Below are 18968 nucleotides of genomic sequence, written 5' to 3'. Positions count from 1 at the left end.
TCACACCACTGACCGCAAATCATGTGTTGCAAATCACTCGCAATATCCTAATTGGTGCGACCGACTCGCAATAGCGATCGATGACACCAACTGGGGAACGCCGCATGAGTAAATCCGCCAATCTCACTTCCTTTCTCGCGCTTGGCTGCGTCAGCGCCGTCGCGTTTGCAGCGCCGGCTGTCGCGCAGGATGGCGAGCAGGGGCGCCGTCTGGGCGGGATGACCGTGACCGACACGGCCATCGATGAGTCCGAGATCAAGGTCGAGCGGGCGGAGTCGCCCAAATATACGCGTCCGCTGCTGGATACGCCGCAGACGGTGACGGTGATCGGCGCCAAGACGCTGCAGCAGCAGAACCTGCTCACGCTGCGCGAAGTGCTGAGCACCGTGCCCGGCATCACCTTTGGCGCCGGCGAGGGCGGCTTCGGCTATGGCGACCGTATCAATCTGCGCGGCTATTCGGCCAACAACGACATCTCGGTCGATGGCGTACGCAGCGGCGCGATCATGAACCGCAACGAGACCTATAATATCGAGCAGGTCGAGGTCGCCAACGGCGCCAACTCGGTGTTCAACGGCGCGGGCTCGGTTGGCGGGTCGATCAATCTGGTGACCAAGAAGCCGCTGGCGGACGATAAGATGTCGGTTCAGGCCGGCGTCGGCACGGACAATTATTATCGCGGCACCGTCGATCTCAACAAGCGCGTGAGCGACATGATCGCGGTGCGGCTGAACGCGGTCTACCACAAGAACGACGTGCCCGGCCGGGACGTGGAGTTCTACGAGCGCTGGGGTGTGGCGCCGGCTGTCACCATCGGTATCGATGGCCCGACCAGCCTGACGCTGCAATATGAGCATCTCGACGACAAGGGCATGCCGCAATACGGCCTGCGCTATTATGCGGCTCAGGGCGGCTATCTGCCCGACTTCAACCAAAGCGCTTATTACGGCTTTGCCAATGTCGACACGCAACAGTCTGTGACGGACTCGGTGCAGGCGATTTTCTCGCACGAACTGAGCGACACGGTGAAGGTGCGCAATCTCACCCGCTATGAGAATGTCAGCCAATACACCGTGACCAGCCAGCCGACGGGCACCTTCTGTCTCGCGAACGGCCTGCAGCCGGATGGTAGTGCCTGCACCGTCGCCATTGGCAGCAGCACGCTGGTCGTCCCGGCAGGCTATTATCTGCCGACTGGGGGCCGCGGCACGGCGCGCCACATTCGCAACGAAACCGCCTATAACCAGCTCGACCTGAGCGCCGAATTCGCGACGGGCGGCATCGAGCACACGCTCGTTCTCGGCGGATCGCTGCTGTGGGAGCGTTATACGCTGAACAATGGCAGCATCCTGCGCGCTGCCGATGGTAGCAATCCCTATGCCGCGCCGAATTATTATCCCCTCACCAACATCGCCAACCCCGGCGCCGTCCTGACGGGACCGGTCGCACCGGCCGGAACGCTGGCGCGCGTCTATGGCAGCAACATCTACACTGGCCCCCAGAACTACATTCAGACCGGCTACAATGTCGGCGAGCAGACCAGCTATGCGGCCTATTTGTTCGATACCATGAAGCTTTCGGACATGTTCGAGATCAACGGCGGCGTGCGCTATGAGCGGTTCGAGGGATCGACCCAGACGCGCAACGTGACCACCGGCGTGGTGACCGGCCCGTTCGAGGCGAAGGACAATCTCTTCTCCTGGCGTGTCGGCGCGGTGTTCAAGCCGATGCCAAACGTCAGCGCCTATGTGGCGGTCGGTAATTCGCGCACACCGTCCAAGGGTTCGGTTGATGGCAGCTGCGCTGTCAACACCTGCAACGTCGAACCGGAATCGGCGAAGAATTACGAAATTGGCGTGAAGGCCGATCTGTTCGACGCCAAGCTGCAACTCGCAGCGGCGGTGTTCCGCAATGAGCGCGACAAGTATCGCGTGGCCTCGGGCGATCCCACGATCCCCGATCAGGTGCTCGATGGCCGCTCGCGGGTGAACGGCGTGTCGCTGAGCGCCACGGGCAACATTACCGAATCCTGGTCGATCTTCGCCAACTACATGTATCTGGATAGCAAGCTGATCCAGGGCGTGTCCGACTTCTGTCTGGCCAATCCGGTGCGCTGCGGCAACACCGTGGCCAATCCCGATCCGACGGCCGGCACGGCCCTCTCGGCGACGCCTAAGCATTCGGGCAGCCTGTTCACCACCTACAAGTTCCCGTTCGGTCTCGAAGTGGGCTATGGCCTGACCTATCAGGGTCGCCACTCGATGAACCCGACCGCGACGCCGGTCTATTATGTACCGGCCTACACACTGCATCGGATCATGCTGGCCTATCCGGTCACCGAGAGGCTGCTGGCGCAGGTGAACGTGCAGAACGTGACTGATGAGGACTATGTCACCACCGTGCGGACCAATGTGAACAACAGCTGGGCGCAGCCGGGGGTGGGGCGGTCCGCCGTGTTCAGCCTGACCTACAGCTACTGAGTGTGGGGGGCAGGGGCGAACCGACCCAAAGCGGTTCGCCCCTGATCCACATCAATGATCCGGCCAACGTCTGGTAATATTGATTCGCATTATTGACGGAATGGGCCTGTTCGTCGATAGCGGCAGGCGAAAAGGGGTGTCCGCGGTGAACATTTCACACTCGGCAAGTCAGGGGCGCTATGGGCAGGGCAGGCGGTTCAATCCGCTGGTCGTGCTGCTCGTCATCCTGATCCATGCCGGGTTGTTCGCGCTTGTCACCCGCCTCGGGCCCAGTTTCAAGGTGGGTGAGGCGCCCAAGGTCTTTACGGTCAATCTGATCTCTTCGCCGCCGCCTCCGCCGCCCGTCGACGCGCCGCCACCGCCGCCCCGCGCGCCCGAGGTGGTTGTGCCGCGGCCACAGATCGACATTCCCCGGATTGATCCGCCGATGGTGGCCGCAAGGCCGGATATTCCGGTCGTCCCCGTCATGGCACCGGGGCCGCCGGCGCCGCCCCGTCCGGCCGCCGCACCGGTCTCAGTGGCCTCGGTCACCGACGGCGGCGACCTCGGCACGCAAATGGTGGCCGGCAAGGCGCCGCGTTACCCCATTGAGAGCCGCCGCAAGCGGGAGCAGGGCGTGGTCCTGCTGGCCTTGACCGTGGGCCTCGATGGTTGCGTGGAAGATATCAGGATCGCGCGCAGCAGCGGTTTCACTCGGCTCGACAAGGCCGCGCTCGATGCCGTCAAGCGCTGGCGCTGGCGGCCCACCTTGCGTGATGGCCAGCCGGTTTTCGTGAAAGGCGTGGTGGAAATCCCGTTCGTCATTCAACCCCAAGACAACGCATAAGGCGTTTCATGCTGATCCCCATTCCAGAGGTGCTCGACGGGCCGACGCTCGCCAAGGTGCGTGATCTCATCGATTCCGCCACGTGGGTGGATGGCAACGTCACCTCGGGCCATCAGTCGGCACTCGCGAAGAACAACCTGCAGTTGCCAGAGGAGGCGCCGCAGGCCCAACAGGCCGGCGAGATCATCCGCGACGCACTGGGCCGCAATCCTTTGTTCATTGCCGCAGCGCTGCCGCTCAAGATCTTTCCGCCCCTGTTCAACAGCTATGCGGGTGGGCAGTCCTTTGGCGTGCATGTCGATAATGCCGTGCGGATCCAGGCCGGCACCGGCTTTCGCGTCCGCTCGGACCTGTCCATGACCATTTTCCTCGAGCGGCCCGAGGCTTATGATGGCGGTGAGCTGACAGTCGAGACGCAATTCGGCGTGCAGCAGGTCAAGCTGCCGGCCGGCCATGCCGTGCTTTACCCCTCATCCTCCCTGCATCGGGTGGAGCCGGTGACGCGCGGTCGCCGGGTGGCGAGCTTCTTCTGGCTGCAATCGATGATCCGCGACGACGGTGAGCGGCAGATCCTGTTCGATCTCGACAGCAGCATCCAGCAACTGGCCGCCACGCTGGGGCAGGGTCATGCCGAAGTGATCCGCATGACCGGGGTCTATCATAATCTGCTGCGCCGCTGGGCGGACGCTTAGGCCAGCGACCGCCCTCAGACTCGCTCAGCCTTTCGGCGTCAGCTTGAGCATCCGGCCCTTGGGGCTGTCTTCGAGCAGCCAGAGCGCGCCATCCGGCCCGACCCGCACGTTGCGCAACCGCATGCCCATGCGCCAATGGTCGGCCTTGGTCGCCGTCTCGCCGTCAAGTGAGATGCGAACAAGCGCCTGACCGGACAGGCCGGTGATGAACAGCGAGTTCTTCCAACCCGCGAACAGGTCGGCATTGTAATAAGCCAGCGAGGACGGCGCGAGCGAAGGGTTCCAGTAGAGCTTGGGCTTCTCGAACCCGTCATCGGCGCTGTGGTCCGGGATCGGGCGCTTGTCATAATGGTCGCCATTGGAGCGGATCGGCCAGCCGTAATTGGCGCCCGCCTTGACGAGGTTCAACTCATCGCCGCCCAGCGGGCCCATTTCCACCTGCCACAAACGCTCATTCGCATCAAAGGCGAGGCCGGTCAGATTGCGCTGGCCATAGGTCCAGATGGCGGGATGGAAGCCCTTGGCCGCCAGCGGGTTTCCCGCGGCGGGTGTCCCGTCCAGATTGAGATGCAGCACCTTGCCGAGCGTCGACTTGGGGTCCTGCGCCGGGTCGAACTTGGCGCGCTCGCCATTGGTGAAGAACAGGCTGCGCTTGTCCGGCGCGATGGCGATGCGGCCGGAATAATGGGCGCCGCTCACCATATTGGGCGTCGCGCGGAAGATGATCTTGACATCCTTGAGCGCGCCGCTTGCTTCATCAAGCGTGGCGGTAGCCAGCGCGGTGCCGGTTTCCTTGCCTTCGCCGGGTTCGGAAAAGCTGAAATAAATCTGGCGACTGGCGGTGAAGTCCGGTGCGAGCACCACGTCCATCAACGCGGCCTGGCCCTCGCTGACGACGGTCGGCGTGCCCAGCAGCACCGTCTTGTCGCCCGTGCGGGGATCGAAAAGGACCATCGCCCCGCGCTTCTGGGTCACCAGCTGCTTGCCGTCCGGCAGGAAGGCCATCGACCAGGGATAATCGAAGGTTGCGACCTCGGTGATCGTGAAAGGCAATTGGGAGAGATCGACTTTGGCCGGGGCCGGGGCCGCAGGCGGCGTCGCGGGGGCGGTCTGGGCGAGCGTGGGCGATGCGACGCCCAGGGCCAAAACCGCCCCCAGGGCGATGCGGTGCGGACGGAATGACATAGGCGCTCTTCTCCAGTCGGTCTTTTGTTCCGCCGGCCCATAAGCGGTGGGCCGGCCGGGAGCAATGACCGAGGCCGCGCGCGCCTTGACCGAGCGCGAAGCGGCGCGCGGCTGGATCAGGCTGCGGGCGTCAGCTTGAGGAGGCGGCCATTTTCTCCGTCCTCAAGCAGCCAGATCGCGCCGTCCGGTCCGGCGCGTACCGCGCGGATGCGCGCGCCCATGTCCCAGTGATCGACCTTGGTCGCGGTTTCGCCATCGAGCGCGATGCGGTCGAGCGACTTGCCGGAGAGGCCGGTGATGAACAGCGAGTTCTTCCACTGCGGGAAGAGGTCGGCATTGTAATAATCCAGCCCGCCGGGCGAGATGGCCGGCACCCAAAAGACCTTGGGCGCTTCATAGCCGTCGCCCGGCTGATGATCGGGGATCGCCTTGCCGTCATAATGGTTGCCCATGGAGGCGTTGGGCCAGCCATAGTTGAGGCCGGCTTTGATCAGGTTGATCTCATCGCCATGGCGCGGCCCCATTTCCATTTCCCATAGGCGTCCATCGGCATCGAAGGCGATGCCGAGCAGATTGCGGTGGCCGTAGGACCAAACAGCCGGGTGGAAGCCCTTGGCCGCGAGCGGATTGCCGGCTGCCGGGCTGCCATCGAGGTTGAGGCGCAGGACCTTGCCGAGCGTCGTGCCCGGCTCCTGCGCTGGCGTCATCAACTGGCGGTCACCAGCAGTGAAGAAGAGATGGGTCTTGTCCAGCGAGAAGGCGATTCGGCCGGAATAATGGCCGCCCTTCTCCGAGCGATCATCGCCCCGGAAGATCACCCGCACATCGCTCAGCGCAGCCGCTGTCGGGGCCAGCTTCGCAGTCGCCAGCGCAACGCGGCTTTTCTTACCCTCGGCGGCTTCCGAGAAGCTGAAATAGATCGTCTTGCTGGTCGCATAATCCGGGGCGAGCCGCACATCCATGAGCGCCCCCTGATCGTCGCTCTTCACGCTGGGCGTGCCGCTCACCGTCTGCTTGCGGCCGCTTTGCGGGTCGAGCAGGATCAGCGTGCCTTCCTTCTGCGTGACCAGCATGTGCCCGTCCGGCAGGAACTCCATGGCCCATGGCGAGGCGAACTGCGCGACTTCCGTGGTCTGGAACGGTGCGCCGCTTGCCGCCTTGACCTCATCGGGCGCGGACGCGCTGCCGCAGGCGACAATGGCGAGGCTGACGGCACAGGTCAGGCCGAGCTTACGGACATTCATGGGGCGGATCTCCGGCGAAGGGTGGGATATCCGACCATAGCGACAAGAGCGGCTTGGCGGTAGACCGTTCTATAACAAGAGCTTGGCGCGCGCCGCCCGCCAGAACGCAGCTTGAGTGGCGGGCCTCACCCACGCCCGAGATGCTGACAAAAAAGGGGAGCCGAAGCTCCCCTTTCTCATATCGACTTTTCCTGAACGATCAGGCGAAGCTGATGGTCGCGTTGGTCTTGCGGCGACGCATGGCGTAGCCGGTCACGGCCAGACCGCAGATCATCATGCCCCAGGTGGCCGGCTCAGGAACCGGAGCCGACGTCTGCGTGACGGCGTAGGTCAGGCCATTGACCTTGAAGCTGTCGTTGCTGCCGGAGTTGGAGAAGGCTGCAGCCACATAGAACAGGTTGCCCGACAGATTGTTCGGGTTGATGTCACGGTTCTGGTCCTGACCATTGCCGTTCGACAGGATCGTGGGGCCGAACAGCGAATTGAAGGTCGAATAGTTCGCGATCGTGAACGTGCTGTTGAAGGCCACATTGGTGCTGCCGACGGCATAATTGATGTCCGTGTCGCCGAAGCTCACGAGGCCGATCTTGTCGATGGTGACGATCTTGTCGAACTGGAAGACCAGAATGTCGACATAGCCATTATTGTCCACAGTGTGCGAGTCATCGCCACCCTGGCCCCACCAGTTGGGGAAGCTGTTCATGACGCCGAGACCAGGCGAATAGGCGCCCACCGCACCGGCGGCCAGGGTCGTACCGTTGAGGCTGTACGCCGTAACTTCCAGCTTGGTGCCGTCCGAGCCCGTGTAGGTGCGCACGTTACCGATGGAGCCATCGCTATTGTTGCCGCCGCTGAGCACGAAAGTAGAGGCCGAGGCGGAAGCCGGCAGCATCGCCGTCGCGGCAATGGTGGCAGCCGACAGCAGTACGGCTTTCCTGAAAGACTTGTGAAACATGATCTATAACTCCCACAGATATTAACTTTCAGGTTTTGCCCCGGAAATGCGTGTGCCCACGACGGGAGGCCGGTAATCCGGCTCCATCTGGCGCTTTGCATCTGTCAAAGGTCACCCCACCTGAGGTCTTGGAGATATCTTTTCCGTTTCAGTCCTGTCAAAGATGTTGATGATCGGTTAACCATCCAATGTGACCCGAAATTGAACAGTTCACTGGCGCGAGGGCGGCGTTCGACTACGAAGATCGCGTCTAAACCTTTCAATCTTAGGGTTTCTCTGCAAATGGGCTCGTGGCGTCATGCGCGATCAAAAAGTTCCCTCAAATACCGTCGGACGGCATCTTCGCCGCCCGAAGTAGCGTTGCCGGGGGCAATCGGCCCGGACGGGGCCGGCACCTGAGGCAGCGACAGAGTCAGGCGCTTTCCACCGGGTGCAAGTTCCGGTGAGGTTCGCCTGCCTCTTCCCTTGAAGCTTCAAGGTGCGGCTCGCTGCAATCCCGCTCGCGGCGTTTGCCATGCAGCTTGCCTTCAACTGCGACTCCGCTTATATAGCTCTTGCTTTCCTGACATCGTTGCGAAGTTGGGGTCGGCGCCGAGAGGGGCCGGCGGCGAAACCCTGTCGCGTGTCCATGTCCGGACGAGGCGCAGGCATAGGGAGTGCGAATGAGCGATATTGCGCGGATCGAGACGGTTGTGGCGTCGGAGGCAAAGGCTCTGGGGCTCGATCTCGTGCGCGTGCTGCTCTTCGGCCAGGGCGATGACCGGACGCTGCAGATCATGGCCGAGCGGCCCGATACGCGCCAGCTCAACATCGATGATTGCGCCAGCCTCTCGCGCCGCATCTCGGACAAGTTCGATGCGCTGGAAGAAGCGGGCGACGTGCTCATCGAGGACGCGTATCGTCTGGAGGTCAGCTCGCCGGGCATCGACCGGCCGCTCACCCGCCTCAAGGACTACAACGACTGGGCCGGGCATGAAGCACGCGTTCATTTCGTGACGCCCATGGAGGATGGCCGCAAGCAGGTGCGCGGCATTCTTGCGGGCGTCGAGGGCGAGCAGGTGCTGGTCGATGATCTCAAGGCCGGCCGCATCGTCGTGGACTTTGCCAATATCGACAGCGCCAAGCTGATGCTGACCGATGCGCTGATTTCTGCTACTGTCCCGCTCTCCACCGAGGGCGCGGACGAAATCGTCACCCAGGAACAGGAAGACTGACTCTCATGGCCAACGCCATTTCCGCCAACAAGGCCGAGCTGATTGCCATTGCCAATTCGGTGGCAAGCGAGAAGATGATCGACAAGGCCATCGTCATCGAGGCGATGGAAGACGCGATCCAGCGGTCCGCCCGGGCGCGCTACGGTGCCGAGAACGACATTCGCGCCAAGCTCGATCCCGAGACTGGCGACCTGCGCCTGTGGCGCGTCGTCGAAGTGGTCGAGGTGGTCGAGGACTATTTCAAGCAGGTCGACCTCAAGGCCGCGCAGAAGCTCCAGAAGGATGCCGTGATCGGCGACTTCATCGTCGATCCGCTGCCGCCCGTCGACCTCGGTCGCATCGACGCGCAGAGCGCCAAGCAGGTGATCTTCCAGAAGGTGCGCGATGCCGAGCGTGAGCGCCAGTTCGAGGAATTCAAGGATCGCGTGGGTGAGATCATCACCGGCGTCGTCAAGTCGGTCGAGTTCGGCCACGTGGTCGTGAACCTTGGCCGGGCCGAGGGTGTGATCCGCCGCGATCAGCAGATCCCGCGCGAAGTCGTGCGCGTGGGCGATCGCGTCCGTGCGCTGATCCTCAATGTGCGTCGCGAGAACCGTGGTCCGCAAATCTTCCTCAGCCGCGCGCACCCCGACTTCATGAAGAAGCTGTTCGCGCAGGAAGTGCCCGAAATTTACGACGGCATCATCACTATCATGGCTGCTGCCCGCGATCCGGGCTCGCGCGCCAAGATCGGCGTGATCAGCCGCGATAGCAGCATCGATCCGGTCGGCGCTTGCGTCGGCATGAAGGGCAGCCGCGTGCAGGCCGTCGTGCAGGAAATGCAGGGCGAGAAGATCGACATCATTCCCTGGAGCGAGGACACGGCGACTTTCGTCGTCAACGCCCTCCAGCCCGCTCAGGTCGCCCGCGTGGTGATCGACGAGGAGGAAGAGCGCATCGAGGTCGTGGTGCCTGACGACCAGCTCAGCCTCGCCATCGGTCGTCGCGGCCAGAATGTCCGTCTTGCCAGCCAGCTCACCGGCAAGGCCATCGACATCATGACCGAGGCGGACGCGAGCGAGAAGCGTCAGCGCGAGTTCGTGCAGCGCTCCGAGATGTTCCAGAACGAGCTGGATGTGGACGAGACGCTCTCGCAGCTGCTGGTGGCCGAAGGCTTCACCGAGCTGGAGGAAGTCGCTTATGTCGGCATCGACGAGCTGGCTTCCATCGAGGGCTTCGACGACGAGCTGGCGCAGGAGCTGCAGAGCCGCGCGCAGGAAGCGCTGGACCGCCGCGAGGCCGCTGCGCGCGAAGAGCGCCGTGGTCTTGGCGTCGACGATGCGCTGGCCGAGATGCCCCACCTCACCGAGGCCATGCTGGTCACGTTGGGCAAGGCCGGCATCAAGACTCTGGACGATCTCGCCGACCTCGCCACCGACGAGCTGGTGGCCAAGAAGCGCAACGACCCGCGTCGTCGCCGCGAAGTCTCCGAGGACAAGGGCGGCATTCTCGCCGAATATGGCCTGAGCGAAGAGCAGGGCAACGAGATCATCATGGCGGCCCGCGCGCACTGGTTCGAAGACGAGCCCGCTGCAGAGGGCGCCGCTGAGGATGAAGTGGAAGGCAACGCCTGATGCCCTATGTGAAGATCGAGGTGATTGAAGGCGTGACGCGCGAACAGAAGGCGGCTCTGGTCGCCGATGTTACGCGTTCGCTGGTCGATCGTCTCGGCAAGCGGCCCGAGCAGGTGTTCGTCGTCATCGATGAGGTGTCGGCGGACAACTGGGGTGCTGCGGGCATCCTCGTTTCCGAGCGGGAAGCCGCGCAAAGGGAGGTCGCCGATGCTGCGAATTCCTCCCAATGAGAGGCTGAGGCTTCCAATCATCGCTGCGTTCCCGGCTGCTCCTGCGGAAGCGGGGGGCTGGGCTGCGCTAAACGAGAAAATGCTCATCCATCCCGTTCGTGTCGAGCGAAGTCGAGACACGATAGGACTGCGCTCGCGTGTCTCGACTTCAGCCTTTCGGCTGAAGTTTATCCTGAGCGCCCGCCTGCGGGCAGTCGAAGGGCTCGACACGAACGGAAGTTTGGAGGCGATGGTCTTAGACGGGCACCTCACAGGAGGTGCCCATGTCTGAGCGTCGCTGCATTCTCTCCAGCACCCACGGCGATCCCGCGGCGCTGATCCGCCTGGCCATTTCGCCCGACGGTGACGTGTTGCCGGACGTCCGCGCGCGGGCGCCGGGGCGGGGTGCCTGGCTGGGTGTCGATCGCGCGACGCTTGAGGAGGCGATGGTCAAAGGCCGGCTGCGCGGCGCATTGGCGCGGGCGTTCAAGGGTGAGCCGCTTACCGTGCCGGACGATCTGGCCGAGCGGATCGCGGTTGCGTTGCGCGATGATTTCATGGCGCGGCTGGGGCTGGAGGCCAAGGCTTCCAATCTCGCCACCGGTTTCGACAAGATCGATGTCGCGGCCCGGCGCGGACAGGTCCGCATGCTGCTCCACGCGGCGGATGCCGGCGATGACGGGGTGCGCAAGCTGGATCAGGCCTGGCGGGTTGGCGAGGAGCGGGAAGGCGAGGAATTTGCCGGCACACGCTTGCCGGTGGACCGCGACGCCCTATCTATGGCATTGGGCAGAAACAATGTCGTCCATATCGCGGTGACAAACGCTGCTGCGGCAGGCCGCCTCTCCGGTCTGCTCGGTCGCTGGCAAAACTATCTGGGATGCGCTAACGCGGCGCCGAGCTCCGGTTCGGCAGTCGTCAGGCATATGGATGATGATCCCGCGCCTCTGGCGTGAGGACGAACGACTCGGGTCACCTCTGCGGGGGTGCGCCGGATGGAAGATGAAGGGTTAGATTGCGTCGATGAGTGACAATAGGGAAGACAAGCCGACTTTGGGCCGTAAACCGCTTGGTCTCAAGCGGACGGTCGAGGCCGGCCAGGTGCAGCAGAGCTTCAGCCACGGCCGGAAGAATACGGTCGTCGTTGAGGTGAAGCGCCGTCGCGTCATCGGCAAACCCGGTGAGGCAGAGACGGCGCGCGCCGTGCCCGAGCAGGCCGCGCCCGTCGCGCCGCCGGCACCGCCGCCGCCGCCCGCCGCCCGTCCTGCGCCGACCCCGGCGCCGGCACCGCGCGCCTCCTCGACGGATAGCCTGATGAGCCGGCAGGAACTGCAGGCCAAGCTGCTGCGCGAGGCCGAGGAAGCCCGCATGGCTGCGCTGGAAGATGCGCGCCGCCGTGAAGAGGCCGCCCGCCTCGCCGCGACCGAGGAAGAGAAGCGCCGCGCTGAAGACAACCGCCGCGCGGAGGAAGAAGCCGAGCGCCAGCGCCAGGAAGTCGAAGCAAAAGCGGCCCAGGCGCCCGCGCAAGAGGCTGCTCCGGCGGCACCTGCGGCTGCAGAGGCCGCGGCACCTGCCGGAGAGGCTCCCAAGGCCGCGACTGGCACGACGCCCGAGCGTCCCGCGCCCCGTCGTTTCACGCCTGTGGCCGCGCCGGTCATCAAGCGCCCGGAACCGGCCAAGGTCGAGCGCAAGAAGGGTGGTGACGATCGTCGTCAGGCCGGCAAGCTCACCGTCAATCGCGCGCTCGCCGATGATGACAGCGCCCGCGCACGCAGCCTCGCCGCGCTGCGCCGTGCCCGCGAGAAGGAGCGTCGTTCGCACTTCTCTGGCTCGTCACAGCCGCGCGAGAAGCAGTCGCGCGATGTCATCGTGCCGGAGGCGATCACCGTTCAGGAACTCGCCAACCGTATGGCCGAAAAGGGCGCGGACCTCGTCAAGTCGCTCTTCAAGCTGGGCATGGCGGTCACCGTTAACCAGACGATCGACCAGGATACGGCCGAGCTGCTGGTCGAGGAATTCGGCCACCGCATCCAGCGCGTCTCCGATTCCGATATCGAGATCGATACCGCGAGCGACGTCGATGCTGCGGAATCGCTGGTCACGCGTCCTCCGGTCGTCACGATCATGGGCCATGTCGATCACGGCAAGACCTCGCTGCTCGATGCCCTGCGCGGCACCGATGTGGTGGCGGGCGAAGCGGGCGGCATCACCCAGCATATCGGCGCCTATCAAGTGAAGACCAAGGGCGGTGAGATCATCACCTTCCTCGATACGCCGGGTCACGAAGCGTTCACCGAGATGCGCGCACGCGGTGCCAACGTCACCGACATCGTGATCCTGGTGGTCGCGGCGGACGACGGGCTGATGCCGCAGACCATCGAGGCGATCAACCACACCAAGGCTGCCGGCGTGCCGATGATCGTGGCGATCAACAAGGTCGACAAGCCGGATGCCAATCCGCAGCGCGTGCGCGAGCGTCTGCTCGAGCATGAAGTCATCGTCGAGGATATGGGCGGCGACACGCAGGACGTGGAAGTCTCCGCGCTCAAGCGCACCGGCCTCGATGACCTGATCGACAAGATCCTGCTGCAGGCCGAATTGCTGGAGCTGAAGGCCAATCCCGAGCGCGCCGCTGAAGGCACGGTCGTGGAGGCGCAGCTCGACAAGGGCCGTGGTCCGGTCGCGACGATCCTCGTGGGTCGTGGCACGCTCAAGGTCGGCGATATCTTCGTCGTCGGCGAGCATTCGGGCAAGGTCCGCGCCATGGTCAACGACAAGGGTCAGCAGGTGAAGGAAGCTGGGCCTTCGGTTCCGGTCGAGGTGCTTGGCCTTGCCGGCGTGCCGATGGCGGGCGACCAGCTCAGCGTGGTCGAGAGCGAGGCGCGGGCCCGCGAGGTTGCGGCCTATCGCCAGGAGCTGGCGACGCGCAAGCGCACCACGGCGGCCCCGACGAGCTTCGAGCATATGTTCTCGGCGCTCAACACGCAGGTTATCGAATATCCGGTCGTCATCAAGGGCGACGTGCAGGGCACGGTGGAAGCGATCATCGGATCGCTCACCCGCGCCTCGACGGACGAGATCAAGGTGCGTGTGCTCCATTCCGGTGTCGGCGCGATCACCGAGAGCGACGTGACGCTGGCCGCCGCCAGCCGTGCGCCGCTGATCGGCTTCAACGTGCGTCCCAATGCCAAGGCGCGTCAGCTTGCCGAGCGCGACAAGGTCTCGCTGCGTTATTATGACGTGATTTACGACCTCATCGAGGAAGTAAAGCGCGAAATGGCCGGCCAGCTTGCGCCGGAGCGCATCGAGACGGTCATCGGTGCCGCACAGGTCCTGCAGGTCTTCCCGGCCGGCAAGAAGGACAAGGCGGCCGGTTTGCTGGTGCAGGATGGTGTCATCCGCAAGGGCGTCAACGCACGCCTCACGCGCGACAATGTCATCGTCTCGGCAACCACCATCGCCTCGCTGCGGCGCTTCAAGGACGACGTGTCCGAAGTGCGGGCCGGCATGGAGTGCGGTGCGGTGCTCGAGAACACCAACGACATCAAGGTTGGCGATACGCTCGAGCTCTTCGAAGTCGAGGAACGCGCACGGACGCTCTGACGTCCGGCGCGCCGCGAAGGAGGTAAGTCATGAGCGGTTCGGGGGAACCTTCCGTCCGGTTGCTGCGGGTGGGGGAGCAGGTGCGCCATGTGCTGGCGGACGTGCTCCAGCGTGGCGACGTGCATGACGATGTGCTCGCCAGTCACGTCGTGACGGTGACGGAAGTGCGCATGTCGCCCGATCTGCGCCATGCGACAGTTTTCGTGAAGCCGTTGCTGGGGCGGGATGAAGAGGTGGTGCTCAAGGCACTGCGCACCAACACCGCCTATCTGCAGCGCGAGGTCGCCAAGCGCGTGAAGATGAAGTTCGCCGCCAAGCTCAAATTCCTCAGCGATGAGAGCTTCGAGGAAGGCAGCCACATCGATGCGATCCTGCGCTCACCCAAGGTCGCGCAGGACATCGTCGACGAAGAGGAGTGAGAGCCCGGCGTGATGATCCGTTGATCGTTCGCGCGCCGGGCTGATCCGGTTGATATTGTCGAGCGCCGCTTGCACGGGCATCATGCGTCCGTCCGGGGGCATTGCCATGACCATTACGATTACTGCGTTTGAGAGTTCGCCGGATCGCGGCCGTGGCCTAGCGCGCGACATGCCGGTCCGCTGGGCGCTGGAGGAAGTGGGGCAGCCCTACGCTGTGAGCCTCGTCTCCTTCGCGGCGATGAAGCAGCCGCCGCACCGCATGCGCCAGCCGTTCGGGCAAATCCCGACTTATGAGGAGGATGGGCTGGTTCTGTTCGAATCCGGCGCCATCGTCTTCCACATTGCCGAGCGGCATGTCGGTCTGTTGCCGACCGATATGGACGGACGGGCGCGCGCGATTGCGTGGATGTTTGCCGCGCTCAGCACGGTGGAGCCGCCGATCCTCGAGCGCGAGACGGCCGGGCATGTCGATCGCGACAAGGATTGGTATGACCCGCGCCTGCCGATGCTGGAAGGCTGTATCCGGGCGCGGCTGGATGACCTCTCCGCGCGGCTCGGCGAGGCCGCGTGGCTGGACGGTGCATTCAGCGCGGGCGATCTGATGATGATAACGGTGCTGCGGCGGCTCGGCAGCTCGGATCTGCTGAAGGGCTATCCGGCTCTCTCAGCCTATGTCGCACGCGGCGAGGCGCGGCCCGCCTTCCAGCGTGCCTTCGCGTCGCAGCGGGCGGTGTTCGAGAGGCAATCCACGGCTCGCTGAGCCGGGCGACGCCGTCACTTGGTGGCGTATTGCCCCGGCTCTGCCTTGAACGTGTCACGCGCGAAGGCGCGGGCTTGCGTGGCCGTCGTGAAGGTCTCGTCCTGCAGCGTGGAGGTGACCAGCGGATAGCCCTGCGAATTATAGCGCGTCTCGCGCACCGTCAGGCGGAAATTGCCGCCATCGTCCTTGGTGATGAGGAAGGGTTTGATCGTCTCGCGGCTCATTATCGGCTCCCGGCGGAAAGAGGGGGTGCGTGAAGTCTGCGCGGAGCGGAACCGCGCAGGCCCACATCTTATCGGTTCTTGCGCGCGAGGTAGCGCGCGTCGCGGGCGGCCTTGCGTTCGGCTTCGGTAAGTTCGGGCTTTTTCTTTGCCTCTTTGGCTGCCTTTGCAGCGGCGGCTTCCTCAGCCTTGGCCTGCTTGGCGGCCTTGCGCTCTTGCGCGGCCAGCCGGGCGAGGCGATGCTTTTCCTGCTGGGCAGCTTCCTGTGCCTGTGCGGCGGCAGCGCGGGCAGCAGCGACTTCCGGATCGACGGGCGCGCGCGTGCGCAATTTTGCCATCACCTCGTTGCGGGCATCGGCTGCGGCAGCAATGCGTGATTGAAAGTCCGGCTCTTTGTATTTTTTCATGCGTAGAATTCAGCTCCGTTTCGTCACTTCGGGCGAGGAGGCCGGGCGACGATGCCGCCCGGCCCTGTATCTTCAAACTGCCCGGTCGTCGGGCAGCCCTTATCTTCAGACAGCCTGAAGGTTCACGGCCGAAGCCTTGCCGCGCTTGTCATTTTCCAGCTCGTAGGAAATGCGCTGATCCTTCTGCAGGGTGTGCATGCCGGCGCGCTCGACGGCCGAGATGTGCACGAAGGCGTCATTGCCGCCGTCTTCCGGCGCGATGAAACCATAGCCCTTGTCGGCATTGAAAAACTTGACTGTTCCGATGGTCATATTGGGTATCCTTGTTCCCAAATGGTAATCGGGCACGCGCGATGCATTCGCGCGTCCCGGCTTCGTGAGGCTAGATGGGGACAAAGGGGGACGCTGAAGCGGTCCGATATCCGTCAAAGGCGACGTTAAGCCCGCATGGTGTAGCACGATGGCGTTGGAATAGAAAGCGAAAGGGCCGGTCATGGCCGGGCGTGGCCTGCGCGGCGTCTCCCCGCTTGTCGAAAAGGCAACGCGGAGGCAAAGCTGCGGCATGGCCAAGCTCTATTTCTACTACGCCTCGATGAATGCGGGGAAGTCCACCAATCTGCTGCAGGCGGACTTCAATTATCGCGAGCGGGGCATGGCGACGATGCTCTGGACGGCGCAGGGGACAGCGCGGGAGGGTGATCGTGAAGCAGTGGACAGCATCGGCAGCCGGATTGGGCTGCGCGCTGCCGCCAACAGCTTCGATGTGACGACCGATCTGCACGGGCGCATCCAGGCGGCGCATCTCGAAGGGCCGATTGCCTGCGTGCTGGTGGACGAGGCGCAGTTCCTCTCGCCAGAGCAGGTCTGGCAGCTCGCCCGGGTGGCCGACGAGCTCGGCATTCCCGTGCTGTGCTACGGGCTACGGACCGATTTTCAGGGCAAGCTCTTCGCTGGCTCGGCGGTGCTGCTCGGCATTGCCGACACGTTGGTCGAGCTCAAGGCGGTTTGCCACTGCGGGCGCAAGGCAACGATGAACCTGCGGGTGGACGAGCGCGGCGAGGCGGTCCGGGAAGGCGCGCAGACGGAGATCGGCGGCAATGATCGTTATGTGGCTCTGTGTCGGCGGCATTTCAGCGATGCGATGCGGCGATTCTAGAGTTGCGATGGAGCGATATCACGCAGCGCCGAACGGTTCATCGCCGCTTCACGCGCGTCATGCTATCGTAACGCCATGATCCGGACTCACATCATTATCGGAAGGATGCACGCCATGACCCATTTCAGAAAAGCGATGCTGGCAAGCGCGCTGCTGTTGGCTGGCGCGCCCGTCATTGCCCAGCCGGCCGCGCAAGCGGGCGCCGGCAAGGAAGCGTCGATCCCCTTTGTCGACCAGCGCGGCATTCGCGATTGGCAGGCGGTCAGTGACGATCAGATCTATGTGCAGGCCAGTGGTGGACAATGGTATCTGGCGACGTTGATGACGGGCGCACCGGACCTGCCTTTTGCCCAATCCATCGGCTTCGAAACCAAGGGTATCGATCGGCTCGACCGGTTCGGCGCGATTGTCGTGGCCGGCACGCGCTACCCGCTCAAATCGCTTGTCGAGAGCGGGCCGCCCCCGAAGAAGAAGTAAGCCCGCTCGTTCACCGGCGCGGGATGCGGGAGCGGAGAGGGGCTGCCCCTCCGCTCCGCACAAATGTTCAGCCCGCGTTTCAGGCGGCCGTCTGGTGGATATACACCGCGCGCTCGTGGCTGAAGGCCTTGAAGCCGAAATAGCCATGATAGCTGCCCATGCCGCTGCCATTGACGCCGCCGAAGGGTAGGCGGTTCTCCAGATAATGCGAGAAGACGCCGTTCACGGTCACACCGCCTGACGAGGTGCGGTTGAGGATCTTCTGCACATTGGCTTCGTCATTGCTGTAGACATACAGCGCGAGCGGTTTGTCGCGCTCCTCAATGTAGCTGATCGCCTGATCGAGATTGTCGTAGGTCATCACCGGCAGGATGGGCGCGAAAATCTCTTCCTGCAGGATTTTCATCTGCGGATTGACGTCGGTCAGCATGGTCGGGTGGATGGTGCGGTCTTCCGCCTCCAGCACGCCGCCCGCGGCAACGGTGGCGCCCTGCGCCACGGCATCGTCGAAGAGGCCCTTCACGCGATTGAAGTTGGCCTGATTGACGACCTGGGCGATGCCTTCCTTCTTGATCTGGCCGTTCTCATAGAGGTTCTTCTCGACGTTCGCCTTGAAGCCCTCGACCAGCTTTGCCTTCTGGTCTTCTTTCACGAACACATAGTCCGGGCAGATGCAGGCCTGGCCGCCGTTGAACTGCTTGGCGCCGGCGAGATCGGCCGCGATCTTCTCGACGTCCGCGCCTTCATCGATGATGACCGGCGACTTGCCGCCCAGCTCCAGCGTGACGCTGGCGAGATGCTTGGCGGCGGCGGTCATCACGATCTTGCCGACCCGCGTGCTGCCGGTGAAGAAGATGTGATTGAACGGCAGGTCGAGCAGTGCGGTGGCGACGCTGACATCGCCCTCGAACACGGCAACCTCATTCTCCTCGAAGACCGACTTCACGATCTTCGCAGCAACCTTCTCGGTGGCGGGGCAGAGATCAGTGAGCTTGAGGATGCAGCAATTGCCGGCCGCGACGGCAGCGGCAAGCGGGCCGAAGACGAGGCCGAGCGGAAAGTTCCATGGCCCGAGGATCAGGCAGACGCCGCGCGCTTCGTAGATGATCTGGGCGCGGTCGGTCTCCACCTTGGAGGGCGTGACTTCGGTCGGCTTCATCCAGTCATCGAGATTGTCGAGAATGAGCTGGATGTTGCCGAGGATGTTCAGCACTTCCGTCACGCGGATTTCCGGCTCCGGCTTGCGGGTATCTTCCAGCACCGCCGCGACGATCTCGTCGGCATGGGACGCGACGGCATCCTTGAGCTTGGTCAGCTTGAGGCGACGCTCGGCAGCGGTGGTGGCTTTGACATTCCACTGGTTCGCCTTTTGCAGGGCAAAAACGCGGGCAATGTCATCGGAGATCTGGGAAGCAGTCTGCTGGGTGCCGGTCATGGATCACTCGCCTATATTGGATTGTGGAAGGAATGGCGCCTTGTAGAGGCTTCACGCGCTGCAAGACAAGGC

Annotated in this window: 19 protein-coding genes; 12 read left to right on the top strand and 7 right to left on the bottom strand. The window is 63.8% G+C overall.

All coding sequences use genetic code 11. The features are described from left to right. Window positions 1-104 precede the first annotated feature (104 nt). The 3 genes from M2342_RS13425 to M2342_RS13415 all read left to right on the top strand — a co-directional run bounded on the left by M2342_RS13425 (window position 105) and on the right by M2342_RS13415 (window position 3998). Window positions 105-2480, top strand: coding sequence for a TonB-dependent receptor (locus M2342_RS13425; RefSeq protein ID WP_264579457.1), 2376 nt, complete (start codon window positions 105-107; stop codon window positions 2478-2480). A 79-nt stretch (window positions 2481-2559) separates the two neighbouring features. After that, complete coding sequence (locus M2342_RS13420) at window positions 2560-3306, top strand: energy transducer TonB (RefSeq protein ID WP_264579456.1); 747 nt, start codon at window positions 2560-2562, stop codon at window positions 3304-3306. A gap of 8 nt (window positions 3307-3314) precedes the next feature. After that, window positions 3315-3998 carry a Fe2+-dependent dioxygenase gene (locus tag M2342_RS13415; protein ID WP_264579455.1) on the top strand — a complete coding sequence of 228 codons (684 nt, stop codon included), beginning with the start codon at window positions 3315-3317 and terminating at the stop codon, window positions 3996-3998. 24 nt (window positions 3999-4022) lie between these two features. Here the strand turns inward: M2342_RS13415 and M2342_RS13410 are convergent, their stop codons facing one another. From M2342_RS13410 to M2342_RS13400, 3 genes are all read right to left on the bottom strand, one after another. After that, a complete protein-coding gene (locus M2342_RS13410; RefSeq protein WP_264579454.1) occupies window positions 4023-5183 on the bottom strand; it encodes a PQQ-dependent sugar dehydrogenase in 1161 nt (386 codons plus the stop codon). 116 nt (window positions 5184-5299) lie between these two features. Beyond that, window positions 5300-6427 carry a PQQ-dependent sugar dehydrogenase gene (locus tag M2342_RS13405; RefSeq protein WP_264579453.1) on the bottom strand — a complete coding sequence of 376 codons (1128 nt, stop codon included), beginning with the start codon at window positions 6425-6427 and terminating at the stop codon, window positions 5300-5302. A 199-nt stretch (window positions 6428-6626) separates the two neighbouring features. Then, window positions 6627-7382: a PEPxxWA-CTERM sorting domain-containing protein gene (locus tag M2342_RS13400; protein ID WP_264574688.1), complete on the bottom strand. Its 756-nt coding sequence runs from the start codon at window positions 7380-7382 to the stop codon at window positions 6627-6629. 662 nt (window positions 7383-8044) lie between these two features. On the opposite strand from M2342_RS13400, the gene rimP reads away from it, so the two are divergent. From rimP to M2342_RS13365, 7 genes are all read left to right on the top strand, one after another. Next, a complete protein-coding gene (gene rimP / locus M2342_RS13395) occupies window positions 8045-8596 on the top strand; it encodes a ribosome maturation protein RimP (protein ID WP_264579452.1) in 552 nt (183 codons plus the stop codon). Window positions 8597-8601: 5 nt separating this feature from the next. Beyond that, the gene (gene nusA, locus M2342_RS13390; protein WP_181558986.1) at window positions 8602-10209 is read left to right on the top strand and encodes a transcription termination factor NusA; all 1608 of its coding nucleotides are present in this window, start codon (window positions 8602-8604) and stop codon (window positions 10207-10209) included. Next, window positions 10209-10439 (top strand): tautomerase family protein, encoded by a 231-nt coding sequence (locus tag M2342_RS13385; RefSeq protein ID WP_181558987.1) that lies wholly within the window; start codon window positions 10209-10211, stop codon window positions 10437-10439. Before nusA ends, M2342_RS13385 begins: the two co-directional genes overlap by 1 nt. Before the next feature lie 263 nt (window positions 10440-10702). Continuing rightward, on the top strand, window positions 10703-11374 hold the full coding sequence (locus tag M2342_RS13380) for a DUF448 domain-containing protein (RefSeq protein ID WP_264579451.1): 672 nt from the start codon (window positions 10703-10705) through the stop codon (window positions 11372-11374). A 67-nt stretch (window positions 11375-11441) separates the two neighbouring features. Next, on the top strand, window positions 11442-14021 hold the full coding sequence (gene infB, locus M2342_RS13375; RefSeq protein ID WP_264579450.1) for a translation initiation factor IF-2: 2580 nt from the start codon (window positions 11442-11444) through the stop codon (window positions 14019-14021). A gap of 29 nt (window positions 14022-14050) precedes the next feature. Next, a complete protein-coding gene (gene rbfA, locus M2342_RS13370; RefSeq protein WP_264574692.1) occupies window positions 14051-14440 on the top strand; it encodes a 30S ribosome-binding factor RbfA in 390 nt (129 codons plus the stop codon). 106 nt (window positions 14441-14546) lie between these two features. Continuing rightward, entirely contained in the window at window positions 14547-15200 is a 654-nt protein-coding gene (locus M2342_RS13365) for a glutathione S-transferase family protein (RefSeq protein WP_264579449.1), read from the top strand. 14 nt (window positions 15201-15214) lie between these two features. Here M2342_RS13365 and M2342_RS13360 read toward each other — a convergent pair whose 3' ends face one another. The 3 genes from M2342_RS13360 to M2342_RS13350 all read right to left on the bottom strand — a co-directional run bounded on the left by M2342_RS13360 (window position 15215) and on the right by M2342_RS13350 (window position 16140). Further along, window positions 15215-15424: a hypothetical protein gene (locus M2342_RS13360; protein ID WP_181558992.1), complete on the bottom strand. Its 210-nt coding sequence runs from the start codon at window positions 15422-15424 to the stop codon at window positions 15215-15217. A gap of 68 nt (window positions 15425-15492) precedes the next feature. Further along, the gene (locus tag M2342_RS13355; RefSeq protein WP_181558993.1) at window positions 15493-15828 is read right to left on the bottom strand and encodes a DUF6481 family protein; all 336 of its coding nucleotides are present in this window, start codon (window positions 15826-15828) and stop codon (window positions 15493-15495) included. Between the two features lie 105 nt (window positions 15829-15933). Further along, on the bottom strand, window positions 15934-16140 hold the full coding sequence (locus tag M2342_RS13350) for a cold-shock protein (RefSeq protein ID WP_181558994.1): 207 nt from the start codon (window positions 16138-16140) through the stop codon (window positions 15934-15936). Between the two features lie 250 nt (window positions 16141-16390). Here M2342_RS13350 and M2342_RS13345 point away from each other — a divergent pair, with 250 nt between their 5' ends. Together M2342_RS13345 and M2342_RS13340 are read left to right on the top strand one after the other, a co-directional pair. After that, window positions 16391-16984, top strand: coding sequence for a thymidine kinase (locus M2342_RS13345; RefSeq protein ID WP_264580048.1), 594 nt, complete (start codon window positions 16391-16393; stop codon window positions 16982-16984). 114 nt (window positions 16985-17098) lie between these two features. Further along, the gene (locus tag M2342_RS13340) at window positions 17099-17461 is read left to right on the top strand and encodes a DUF6491 family protein (protein ID WP_264579448.1); all 363 of its coding nucleotides are present in this window, start codon (window positions 17099-17101) and stop codon (window positions 17459-17461) included. A 79-nt stretch (window positions 17462-17540) separates the two neighbouring features. On the opposite strand, the gene M2342_RS13335 is transcribed toward M2342_RS13340, so the two are convergent. Continuing rightward, window positions 17541-18896, bottom strand: a complete 1356-nt coding sequence (locus tag M2342_RS13335; RefSeq protein ID WP_181558996.1) for an aldehyde dehydrogenase family protein — start codon at window positions 18894-18896, stop codon at window positions 17541-17543. Between the last annotated feature and the right edge of the window lie 72 nt (window positions 18897-18968).

Source organism: Sphingobium sp. B8D3A, from assembly GCF_025961995.1.
Classification (GTDB): Bacteria; Pseudomonadota; Alphaproteobacteria; order Sphingomonadales; family Sphingomonadaceae; genus Sphingobium.
Note: the sequence above shows the minus strand (reverse complement) of the source record. Positions and strands in the feature narration are given on the sequence as shown.